The sequence below is a fragment of the Rhabdaerophilum sp. genome (assembly GCF_046092605.1).
Classification (GTDB): Bacteria; Pseudomonadota; Alphaproteobacteria; order Rhizobiales; family Beijerinckiaceae; genus Rhabdaerophilum.
The window spans coordinates 22,533-32,837 of the sequence record NZ_JBJTDY010000142.1; the positions used below are offsets into that span (position 1 = coordinate 22,533).

Genomic DNA, 10,305 nt, shown 5'->3' on the forward strand with positions numbered 1-10,305 from the left:
CGAGGAGGGGGGGGTCGGGATGGTCAGCCGCGCGGAGCGCACGCCCTTCGGCGAATGGTGGTGGACCATCGATCGCTGGCTGCTCTTCTCTTTCGCCACCCTGATGGTGGCGGGAATTCTGTTCGGCCTTGCGGCTTATCCGCCGGTTGCGAACAAGCTCGGGCTCTCCACCTTCCACTTCGTGAACCGCCAGGCGATCTTCCTCGTCGCGGCGAGCCTTCTGATGGTGGGAACCTCGTTTCTCTCTCCCCGCCTTGTGCGGCGCCTGGCGCTGATCCTCTTCATGATCGGCCTTGGCCTCGTCATCGCCACGCTGTTCATCGGCACGGAGATCAAGGGCGCGAAGCGTTGGATCTTCATTGGCGGCTTCAACCTCCAGCCGTCGGAAATCGTGAAGCCGGCTTTCGTGGTGATGAGCGCCTGGGCCTTCTCGCAGGCGATGGAGCGGAAGGATCTGGCCATCCTGCCGCTGGTCATCGCCTTCTGCCTGTTGCTGTCGGTCACCGTGCCGCTGATCCGCCAGCCCGATCTCGGGCAGACCATCCTTGTCTCGGCGGTGTGGTCGGCGATGTTCTTCCTCACGGGCCTGCACATCCTCTGGGTACTCGGCCTGATGGGGCTTGGCGGGCTGGGGCTCTTCTTCGCCTACCGTTTCCTCGAACACGCGACCGACCGCATCAACCGCTTCCTGAACAAGGGCGATGCGGATACCTTCAATACCGACCAGGCGCTGGAAAGCTTCTTCCAGGGGGGCTGGTTCGGGCGTGGGCCCGGCGAGGGCACGGTGAAGCGCAGCCTGCCCGAGAGCCATACGGACTTTCTCTTCGCGGTGATCGGCGAGGAATATGGCGCGATCGTCTGCCTGATGGTGGTTGCCCTTTTTGCCTTCATTGTCATTCGCGGGCTCATCCTCGCCCGGGAGAATACCGATCCATTCAGCCGCGTCGCGGCGGCGGGTCTGGTGATGCTCTTCGGCCTGCAAAGCTTCATCAACATGGCCGTGAACCTGAACCTCATTCCGCCCAAGGGCATGACGCTGCCGTGCCTCTCCTATGGCGGCTCCTCGCTGCTCTCGGTGGGGCTGGCAGCGGGAATGCTGCTCGCCGTGACGCGCCGACGGCCTAAATCCAGCCTCATTGAGCGCCATCAATCCTATGGCGCGTCCGCATCCGGGGAGCCTGCCCATGCCTGAGGAAAAGCCCCTCATCCTGCTGGCGGCCGGTGGTACCGGCGGGCATCTCTTCCCGGCGGAGGCTCTGGCGATCGAACTCGTCAATCGCGGCTGCCGCACGGCGCTGGTGACGGATGAACGCATTGCCAGCGGCGACTGGGCCAAGCGCTTCCCCGGCGAGGTTTACACGCTCACGGCCGGCACCGTAACGGGCGCGGGCCTCGTCGCCAAGGCGATGGGCGTCTTGCGCCTCGCCAAGGGCACGCTGGAAGCGCGCGCGCTCATCGCCCGGCTGAAGCCGGATGTGGTTGTCGGTTTTGGCGGCTACCCCACCGTGCCGCCGGTTCTCGCAGCCTCGATGAAGGGCATCCCCACCATCCTGCATGAAGCCAATGCGGTGATGGGCCGCGCGAATCGCTTCCTTGCGAAGCGCGCCACGCTGATCGCCACGGGCTTTCCCGTGCCGCACCCCGAATGGCCGGAGAAGACCGTGTTCTCCGGCAACCCGGTGCGCAGGCCGGTGCTGCTTGTGGCTGAAGGCGAGTATCACCCACCTTCAGAGGTTGGCGTGCTGAACCTGCTCGTCTTCGGCGGAAGCCTTGGTGCCCGCGTGATGAGCGAGGTGGTGCCGGCGGCGATGCAGCGGATTTCGCCGGAGCTTCGCGCCCGCCTCGCGATCGTGCAGCAGGCGCGCGAGGAGGATGTGAACCGCGTTTCCCGGATATACGACGCGCTCCGCGTGAAGCACGAGATTGCCCCGTTCTTCTCCGATCTTCCCCATCGCATCGCCCATGCGCATCTTGTGATCGCGCGGGCCGGCGCGATGACCGTCACGGAGCTTTCCGTGATCGGCCGGCCCGCGATCCTCGTGCCGCTGCCGGGTTCGCTCGATCAGGATCAGGCGACGAATGCCGCGGTGATCGTCGCGGCGGGCGGTGCGCTCGCGGTGCCGCAGAGCGCCTTCACGCCGGTCTCGCTGGCCGAGATTCTCGAAAGGAAGATGTCGAACCCCGGGCGCCTCGCCGAGATGGCCGCCAAGGCCAAGAGCATTGGCATAGCCGATGCCGCCTCGCGCCTTGCCGGGCATGTGCTTTCGGTGCTTTCCAAGCGCGCAAGCGGCTGATAGGGCAAAAACCGCGCGGCGTCGCGGGCGGATTCGCTCCCGCGTTCCTGCCGCGCTCCTGTCGCGCTCCCTGCCGCGCTCCCTGCCACCCCTGACTAGACCTCCGCCAGAAATGCCAGCCATGAGAGCCATGAAAATCCCGCGTGAAACCGGCCCGATCCACTTCATCGGGATCGGCGGCATCGGCATGTCCGGCATCGCGGAGGTGCTCGCGAAATTCGGCTATACCGTGCAGGGCTCGGACGCCGCAGACAATGCCAACGTGAAGCGCCTGCGCGGGCAGGGCATCACCTGCTTCGTGGGCCACAGGGCGGAGAATCTCGGCAAGGCGGCCGTGGTGGTGGTTTCCACCGCCATCAAGCGCGACAACCCGGAGCTTCAGGCCGCGCGCGAGGCGCGCATCCCGGTTGTGCGCCGCGCCGAGATGCTTGCGGAGATCATGCGGTTCCGCTCCTGCGTCGCCATTGCCGGCACGCATGGCAAGACGACGACGACGTCCCTCGTCGCGACCCTGCTCGACAAGGCGGGGTTCGATCCCACGGTCATCAATGGCGGCATCATCAACGCCTATGGCACCAATGCGCGCCTCGGAAATGGCGACTGGATGGTGGTGGAAGCCGATGAAAGCGACGGCACCTTCCTGAAGCTGCCGGCGGATGTCGCGATCATCACCAATCTCGACCCCGAGCATCTCGACCATTTCGGCACCTTCGATGCCATCAGACGCGCCTTCCGCCATTTGGTGGACAACCTGCCCTTCTACGGTTTCGCGGTTATGTGCCTCGACCACCCGACCGTGCAGGATCTCGTGGGCCAGATCGAGGATCGCCGCGTCATCACCTATGGCGAGAACCCGCAGGCCGATTTCTGCATCAAGAACATCGACCTCACCGGCGGGCAGAGCCGTTTCAGCCTCGAAATCCGTGATCGCAAGACCGGGCAGGTGACGCTGGTGCCCGACCTCATGATGCCCATGCCCGGCCATCACAACGCGCTCAACGCCACCGCCGCGATTGCCGTTGCGCATGAACTGGGAGTGAAGGTGGATGTGATCCGTTCGGCGCTCGCCGGTTTTGCGGGCGTGAAGCGTCGCTTCACCCGGACAGGCGAGTGGGACGGCGTCGAGATCTTCGACGATTACGGGCATCACCCGGTGGAGATCGCCGCCGTCCTGCGTGCGGCCCGTGCTTCCACCAGGGGCAAGGTGGTGGCAGTGGTGCAGCCGCATCGCTACACGCGCCTGCAATCCTTGTTCTCGGATTTCGCCTCCTGTTTCAATGATGCCGATACGGTGATCGTCGCGGATGTCTATTCGGCGGGCGAGAACCCGATTCCGGGCGCCTCACGCGATGATCTCGTCGCGGCGATCAAGGCGCGCGGGCATCGACACGTCATCGCGCTCGAATCCGCCGAGAAGCTCGCGGCGCATGTCGGGGCAATCGCGAAACCGGGCGATTACGTCGTCTGCCTCGGGGCCGGCAACATCACCCAATGGGCCTATGCGCTGCCGGGCGAACTGGCGGGGAAAACCGCGTGAGCGGGATGCTTGCCGCCCGCCTCGCCGGCCTCATGCCCGGCCTGCGCGGGCGCCTGCTCGCGCACGAGCCGCTTGCAGCCTTCACCTGGCTGCGCGTGGGCGGGCCGGCCGAGGTCTTGTTCACCCCGGCCGATACCGAAGACCTCGCCACTTTCCTGAACCACCTGCCGACCGAGATCCCGGTGACGGTGATCGGGCTAGCCTCGAACATGATCATCCGCGACGGCGGCATTCCCGGGGTGGTGATCCGCTTCTCGCCCCGTGGCTTCGGGCAGATCAAGGTGGAAGAGGGCAACCGCATCCGCGCCGGCGCTTTCGCGGCGGATCGCAAGGTTGCGATCGAGGCGGCGGAAGCGGGCATCGGCGGGCTCGAATTCCTGTTCGGCATTCCCGGTTCGATCGGTGGCGCCCTGCGCATGAATGCGGGCACGCGCTCCAGCACCAACCCCGAGATCGAGGGCGAGACGCGCGAGCGCTTCGTGGAAGCCAAAGCCGTGACCCGCGCGGGCGAGATCATCCGCCTTTCGCCCGAGGACATGGCATTCATCTATCGCGGTTGCGGCGTGCCCACGGATACGATCTTCACCGAAGCAGTTTTCCAGGGTTTCCCGCGCGAGCCCGGGGAGGTTCGCGCCATCAATGCCCGCGTGCAGGCCCATCGCGAGCGCGATCAGGAAACGAAGGCGCGCACGGCAGGCTCCACCTTCAAGAACCCGCCGGGACATTCCGCATGGCGGCTCATCCGCGATTCCGGCGGTCTCGATCTGCGCATCGGGCAGGCGGAGATGTCGAAGAAGCACGCGAATTTCCTCATCGCGCATGAGGGCGCGACGGCGGCGGATATCGAAGGGCTCGGTGAGGCGATCATCGCCCTGGTGCGCGACAGGACGGGTATCACCCTTGAATGGGAAGTGAAGCGTGTCGGCGTTTTTGCCGAACCGGCCAGGAATGTTTAAGCGTGCCGGGCCGATCGTCCGCGAGAGCCGGGTGCGCCAGTCTTGAAATTCGCGCGAGGATGAATCATGTCCAATCCGAATGCCCAGATCCATGTCGCCGTGCTGATGGGCGGCTGGTCGGCCGAGCGCCCCGTCAGCCTCAGTTCCGGCAGGGGTTGCGCGAATGCCTTGCGGGGGCGGGGCTTTAAGGTAACGGAAGTCGATGTCGGCCGCGATATTGCCGAGGTGCTTGCCAAGCTCAGGCCGGATGTCGCCTTCAACGCGCTGCATGGCCCCTTCGGCGAGGACGGCACCATCCAGGGCCTGCTTGAGATCCTCGCCATTCCCTACACCCATTCGGGCGTGCTCGCCTCTGCGCTGGCCATGCGGAAGGATCGCGCCAAAACCGTCATGGCTGCGGCCGGGGTGCCGGTGGCGCATGGCGTGACACGTTCGCGATTCGAGGTCGCGCGGGAGCATCCGCTGCCCTTGCCCTATGTCGCAAAGCCCGTGGCGGATGGTTCGTCCTTCGGCGTCTACATCTTGCGCGAGGGCGCCAACAGCCCCCCGGCTGACCTCGCCCGGGCCGATTGGCCGCTGGGGGATGAAATGCTGTGCGAGCCCTTTATCCCCGGCCTGGAGCTGACTTGCGGGGTAATCGGCTACAAAACCGGGGCAGAACCGCTCGATATCATTGAAATCCGCCCTGCCGGAGGCGGCTTCTACGATTATGAGGCAAAGTACTCGAAAGGTGGCTCAATTCACGTCCTGCCTGCACCACTTAAACCAAATATTTACCAGAAGGTTCAAGAAATGGCGGTGAGGGCACACGAGGCTCTCGGCTGTCGTGGCGTCTCGCGGGCGGATTTCCGTTACGACGAGACGACCGACACGCTGGTCTGCCTGGAGGTGAATACCCAACCCGGCATGACGGAGACCTCGCTGGTGCCCGAGCTGGCCGCTCATCACGGCCTCGTGTTCGGCGAGTTGGTCACATGGATGGTGCAGGACGCCTCACTGGGTCGGTGAAGTCCTGGCTCGGCAAACCCGCCGAAGCCATCGCCCTTTATCGTGCCTCGCGGGCCGCGCGTCGCCGGGCCCGGAGCGGGCAATTCCGAATTCGTCGCGGGATCGGCAGCAGCCTCGCACTCCTTTTCCTTGCGATCTCCGGCATTGCCGGTTTCTTCATCGGGGGCCATGATGCCGGCTTCCGGCGCGAATACGGCACGATTCCCGATGCCTTGGCGCGCGCCTTCGGCTTTGGCATCCGCCAGATTGCGGTTGAAGGCGCGAGCGAACTTGCGCGCGACGAGGTGATCGCGCTTTCCGGCCTTGATGCGCGCGCATCGCTCCCCTTCCTTGATCCAAAGGATTTGCAGGAAAACCTCGCCCGCGTCCCCCTGATCGCGGAAGCGACGATCACCAAGCTCTACCCCGATCGCCTTCGCATCGATATTCGTGAGCGCATGCCCTACGCCATCTGGCAGCTGGATGGCGAGGTGAAGGTCGTGGCGGCCGATGGCACGGCCATCGAGCCTTTCAACGATGCCCGCTTCCTGCGCCTGCCACATGTCGTCGGCAAGGAAGCCAATCTGCGCGTCAAGGAATACGCGATCCTGCTGGAAGCCGTGCCGGAACTCGGCGCGAAGGTTCGGGCCGGCACGCTCGTTGCCGGGCGACGGTGGGATCTCAAGCTCCTGAACGGGGTGGATCTCAAGTTGCCGGAGGAGGGCGCCGAAGAGGCGCTTCGCCGTTTCTGGACGCTCGAGAAAGAGCACAAGCTGAGCGAGCGCGCCGTGCTGGCGATCGACCTGCGCCTGCCGGATCGCATCGCCCTGCGCCTCACGGAGGAGGCGGCCGCCCAGCATGCCGAGGACGTGGCGGCGCGCATCAAGAAGCTCGGAGGCCGGGTCTGATGCGGCTGCCTTCGAACATCACGCCTCGCATCCGGCCGGTTCCTGCCAACAAGAGCGCCATTCTTTCGGCGCTCGATGTCGGCACGTCGAAGGTCGTTTGCCTCATCGCCCGGCTTGATCCGCTGGAAGGCTCGGATGTGCTCTCGGGGCGCTCGCACCGCATGCGCGTGCTCGGCATCGGGCATCAGAAATCGCGCGGCCTCAAGGGTGGCACGGTGATCGATCTGGGTGAGGCCGAGAAGGCCATCCGCCTCGCGGTGGATGCCGCCGAGCGCATGGCCGGGGTGCAGGTCGCGAGCGCGATCGTGAACATGAGCGGCGGGCGTATCGGCTCGCAGCATTTCGCGGGTCGCGTGGCGATCAACCGCCGCGATGTCTCCGATAGCGATATCCAGCGCGTGATCGAGGTTGCTTCCTCGCATGCCCAGCAGAATGGCCGCGCCATCCTGCATGCGCTGCCCGTCGGCTACACGCTCGACGGCGCCCCGGGCATCCAGGAGCCGAAGGGCATGGTCGGCGATCAACTCGAAGTGGACCTGCACATCGCGGCTTGCGATCCGCTCGCGGCGCATAACCTGATGATCGCGGTGGAGCGCGGGCATATCCAGGTCGAGGCTTTGGTCGCCACGCCCTATGCCTCCTCGCTTGCGACCCTCTGCGACGACGAGACCCAGCTCGGCGCGACCGTCATCGATATCGGCGGCGGCACTGCGACCATCGCGGTCTATCATCAGGGCCATCTCGTGCATGTCGATGCGATTGCCGTCGGCGGTCATTATATCACGCTCGACATCGCCCGCGGCCTCTCGATGCGTCTTGAGGATGCCGAGAAGCTCAAATGCCGCCACGCGCATTGCATCGAGACCGAGGCTGATCTGCGTGACATCCTCACCATCCGGCAGGTCTCGGATGATGAACGGGATCAAAGCCATTCCGTCCCCCTTGGGCAGCTGACGCGGATTGTGCGTCCCCGCGCCGAGGAAATCGTCGATTTCGTGCGCGAGCGGCTGGCGAAGGCCGGTTTCCCCATCGTCTCGGGCCAGCACGTGCTCATCACCGGCGGCACCTCGCAGCTCGGTGGCCTGACCGAACTCGCGCGCCGGGTGTTCGGCACGCAAACGCGTGTCGCGCGGCCCGTGGGCATCCAGGGTCTGCCGGAAGCGGCAAAGAGCCCGGCTTTCTCCAGCGCGGTGGGATTGCTGGTCTACCCGCAGGTGGCGGGACGCGAATTCTTCGAGGCCGGGCGCTCATCCGCGCTCGGAATGACGGGGACGGGGGGATACATCGCCCGCGTCTCCCAATGGCTCAGGGACAGTTTCTGATTTCAACGAATCCTGGGCCCGGCGCCCGGAACGCTTAAGGAGCGAGACGACCATGACAATCACGATCAAGGCTCCGGACATCCGGGAACTGAAGCCGCGGATCACGGTGTTCGGCATTGGCGGTGCGGGCGGCAATGCGGTGAACAACATGATCTGCTGCGGCCTCGCCGGGGTCGAATTCGTGGTCGCCAACACGGATGCGCAGGCGTTGCTGCTGAGCCATGCCGAAAAGCGCGTGCAGATGGGAATCCAGGTCACGGAGGGGCTTGGCGCCGGCTCGCAGCCGGAAGTCGGCCGTTCCGCCGCCGAGGAGGTGATGGACGAGATTCGCGATCACCTCGCGCATGTGCACATGGTTTTCATCACCGCCGGCATGGGCGGTGGCACGGGCACGGGCGCCGCGCCGGTGATCGCCCGCGTGGCACGCGAGATGGGCATCCTTACGGTGGGGGTGGTGACGAAGCCGTTCCACTTCGAGGGCCAGCGCCGCATGCGCGTGGCGGAAGCCGGGATCTCCGAGCTTCAGAAGGCGGTGGATACGCTCATCGTCATCCCGAACCAGAACCTGTTCCGCATCGCATCGGATCGCACGACCTTCGCGGAGGCCTTCGCGCTGGCGGACCAGGTCCTCCTCTCCGGTGTGGCTTCGATCACCGACCTGATCGTGAAGCCCGGCCTCATCAACCTCGATTTCGCCGATGTCCGCGCCGTGATGCGCGACATGGGCAAGGCGATGATGGGAACGGGCGAGGCGACCGGCGAGAACCGTGCCATCATGGCCGCCGAGGCCGCGATCGCGAATCCGCTGCTCGACGAAACCTCCATGAAGGGCGCGCGCGGCCTGCTGATCTCCATCACCGGCGGCCCGGACATGAAGATCTTCGAGGTGGATGCCGCCGCCAACCGCATCCGCGAGGAAGTGGACATGGATGCCAATGTCATCTTCGGCGCGACGCAGGATGAAAGCCTCGAGGGCATCATCCGCGTTTCCGTGGTGGCAACCGGCCTCGATCAGGCCCGTGCCGAAGCGGCGGGCGAGCCGCAGATGACCATCGATCAGCGTCTCGCCCGGATGGCGGATCGCCTGCGCGCCCAGATGGCCGCCCGCGCGGCCCAGACGCTGCCGGACCCCGTCGCCGAAGCGCCGGTTCCGGCTGCCCCGGTCGTTGCCCCGGCGCCTGCGCCCCTGCCCCCGCCGGCCTTCCAGCCGGTTATCGAACAGCCGCAGCCGGTTGCCTTTGCGCCCCAGCCCGAGCCGCAGGTCGTGGTGGCACCCGCCACGCCGCGCCAGGTCTTCTTTGCACAGCCCGTGATCGAGGAGCCGGTGGCTCCCGCGCCCGAATCCGTGATGCCGGAAGCCTTCATCCCGCCAATGCCGGAGCGTGTTGCGCGTCCGCAGCGAATGCCGACCATGGAGGAATTGCCGCTGCCGGGCCAGGCCATCCTTCAGGCGAGCCGCTCGGAAGCGGTGGCCGCGCCTCCGCCGCCGGAAGCCAGGCGCATGAGCCTCATGCAGCGCCTCGCGGCGGTCGGCCTCGGCCGTGGCCGCGACGACACCGCCCCTGATCCGGCGCCGCAGGCCGAACTGCCGGCGATGGACACAACCCCGCCGACCGCGACCCATGCGATGTACGGTCGCCGCACGGCGTCGCAGCCCGCCGCTCCGGCCTATCGTCCGGCGCAGGGCCAGCTCGATTCGCAGGGCCGCGTGCCGGCTCCGGCCCGCTCCTTCGAAGACGACCAGCTGGAGATTCCGGCCTTCCTGCGCCGCCAGGCGAAATGATCTGTGGATAGCGGGGAAGTGCTACCCGCTGTCAGGCTCTGACACATGGCCCTCCGCGCGTTGGCGGGCGGCCACAATCCGGCTCAGCGGCAATGCCGATCAAGCCTATGACATTATTGGAAAATTTGTGCTGTGACCCGGTGACGGATCATGGCCGATTTGTGTTACAGTTGGTAAGAAACAGTGATTTTGCGAACGCGCCGCCAGACGTTAATTACTTCTCCCGGACAGGCCGCTGCTTCGCGTTGCGGCCGAAGGAGGTGATCGATCGCGCTTCGGGCTGGCAGGGACGGAATGATCCGTCACTCCTCCACGCGGTCAATGGCAAGAGGCAGGTTCGATGGAATTGAACCGGCCAGCAGCGATCACCTTCGGACAAGGGGACTGCGCCGTGACTCAAACCACGCTGGCCGATCAGGTTGTCATCGAGGGAATTGGTGTTCATCGGGGTCAACCCGCGCGCGTTGTTCTTCATCCGGCAGAAGCGAATTCAGGCATCACCTTCCTGCGCACCAATC

General features: G+C 65.7%; 9 protein-coding genes. All 9 read left to right on the forward strand.

Going from position 1 to position 10,305, the window contains the following annotated elements; genetic code table 11:
• Positions 1 to 19: 19 nt before the first annotated feature.
• The gene (locus tag ACKODO_RS10915; protein ID WP_408983461.1) at positions 20 to 1,192 is read left to right on the forward strand and encodes an FtsW/RodA/SpoVE family cell cycle protein; all 1,173 of its coding nucleotides are present in this window, start codon (positions 20 to 22) and stop codon (positions 1,190 to 1,192) included.
• Positions 1,185 to 2,294: an undecaprenyldiphospho-muramoylpentapeptide beta-N-acetylglucosaminyltransferase gene (gene murG, locus ACKODO_RS10920; RefSeq protein ID WP_408983462.1), complete on the forward strand. Its 1,110-nt coding sequence runs from the start codon at positions 1,185 to 1,187 to the stop codon at positions 2,292 to 2,294. Before ACKODO_RS10915 ends, murG begins: the two co-directional genes overlap by 8 nt.
• Positions 2,295 to 2,424: 130 nt before the next feature.
• Positions 2,425 to 3,831 (forward strand): UDP-N-acetylmuramate--L-alanine ligase, encoded by a 1,407-nt coding sequence (gene murC / locus ACKODO_RS10925; RefSeq protein WP_408983463.1) that lies wholly within the window; start codon positions 2,425 to 2,427, stop codon positions 3,829 to 3,831.
• 5 nt (positions 3,832 to 3,836) lie between these two features.
• Positions 3,837 to 4,787 carry a UDP-N-acetylmuramate dehydrogenase gene (gene murB / locus ACKODO_RS10930; protein WP_408983468.1) on the forward strand — a complete coding sequence of 317 codons (951 nt, stop codon included), beginning with the start codon at positions 3,837 to 3,839 and terminating at the stop codon, positions 4,785 to 4,787.
• Between the two features lie 66 nt (positions 4,788 to 4,853).
• On the forward strand, positions 4,854 to 5,795 hold the full coding sequence (locus tag ACKODO_RS10935; RefSeq protein ID WP_408983464.1) for a D-alanine--D-alanine ligase: 942 nt from the start codon (positions 4,854 to 4,856) through the stop codon (positions 5,793 to 5,795).
• The gene (locus ACKODO_RS10940) at positions 5,792 to 6,682 is read left to right on the forward strand and encodes a cell division protein FtsQ/DivIB (protein WP_408983465.1); all 891 of its coding nucleotides are present in this window, start codon (positions 5,792 to 5,794) and stop codon (positions 6,680 to 6,682) included. The genes ACKODO_RS10935 and ACKODO_RS10940 overlap by 4 nt, the downstream gene beginning before the upstream one ends.
• Positions 6,682 to 8,004: a cell division protein FtsA gene (ftsA, locus tag ACKODO_RS10945; protein ID WP_408983466.1), complete on the forward strand. Its 1,323-nt coding sequence runs from the start codon at positions 6,682 to 6,684 to the stop codon at positions 8,002 to 8,004. The genes ACKODO_RS10940 and ftsA overlap by 1 nt, the downstream gene beginning before the upstream one ends.
• A gap of 52 nt (positions 8,005 to 8,056) precedes the next feature.
• A complete protein-coding gene (ftsZ, locus tag ACKODO_RS10950) occupies positions 8,057 to 9,787 on the forward strand; it encodes a cell division protein FtsZ (protein WP_408983467.1) in 1,731 nt (576 codons plus the stop codon).
• Positions 9,788 to 10,127: 340 nt separating this feature from the next.
• On the forward strand, positions 10,128 to 10,305 hold a 178-nt coding region (locus tag ACKODO_RS10955; RefSeq protein WP_408983469.1), incomplete at its 3' end, for a UDP-3-O-acyl-N-acetylglucosamine deacetylase.

Bases quoted from the DNA above. Each gene is read 5' to 3' on its own strand.
- murB (WP_408983468.1), top strand. From the start codon at position 3,837: ATGCTTGCCGCCCGCCTCGCCGGCCTCATGCCCGGCCTGCGCGGGCGC.
- ACKODO_RS10935 (WP_408983464.1), top strand. From the start codon at position 4,854: ATGTCCAATCCGAATGCCCAGATCCATGTCGCCGTGCTGATGGGCGGC.
- ACKODO_RS10915 (WP_408983461.1), top strand. From the start codon at position 20: ATGGTCAGCCGCGCGGAGCGCACGCCCTTCGGCGAATGGTGGTGGACC.
- murC (WP_408983463.1), top strand. From the start codon at position 2,425: ATGAAAATCCCGCGTGAAACCGGCCCGATCCACTTCATCGGGATCGGC.
- ftsZ (WP_408983467.1), top strand. From the start codon at position 8,057: ATGACAATCACGATCAAGGCTCCGGACATCCGGGAACTGAAGCCGCGG.
- ftsA (WP_408983466.1), top strand. From the start codon at position 6,682: ATGCGGCTGCCTTCGAACATCACGCCTCGCATCCGGCCGGTTCCTGCC.
- murG (WP_408983462.1), top strand. From the start codon at position 1,185: ATGCCTGAGGAAAAGCCCCTCATCCTGCTGGCGGCCGGTGGTACCGGC.